1 protein-coding gene is annotated in these 449 nt (G+C 68.8%); it reads left to right on the top strand.

Going from position 1 to position 449, the window contains the following annotated elements; translation table 11 throughout:
- The coding region (locus tag GVL03_RS20205; protein ID WP_200847338.1) for a UDP-N-acetylglucosamine 2-epimerase at positions 1–449 on the top strand (449 nt) is incomplete at both ends.

Below are 449 nucleotides of genomic sequence, written 5' to 3'. Positions count from 1 at the left end.
GCAACACGGTGGTGGATGCCCAGCACTGGGCCTGCCATCGCCACGGCGTGCAGCGCCGTGCCGCGGGCCGGGGCCACCTGCTCGTCACGTTCCACAGGCGGGAAAGCTGGGGCGACGGCGTATTCGACATCTGCAGCGCCATCGCCGACCTGGCACGGCAGCAGCCCGAACTGAAGGTGCTGTTCCCGGTGCACCGCAATCCGGTGGTGCGCGAACCCGTGCAGGATCTGCTGGGTGGCATCGGCAATATCGAGCTGTGCGATCCGCTGGACTACGTGGAAATGCAGCAGGCGCTCGCCGACGCATGGCTGCTGCTGACGGATTCCGGAGGCCTTCAGGAGGAAGCGCCGACGTTCGGCGTGCCCGTGCTGGTGCTGCGCGACGAAACCGAGCGGCCCGAGGCCGTGCAGGCAGGCCTGGCCATCGCCGAACGGGCTCTGTACCTGCGC

Origin of the sequence: Microbacterium sp. 18062 (assembly GCF_902706225.1) — a bacterium.
GTDB lineage: Bacteria > Actinomycetota > Actinomycetes > Actinomycetales > Microbacteriaceae > Microbacterium.
This window is presented reverse-complemented; position numbering and strand designations above follow the sequence as displayed.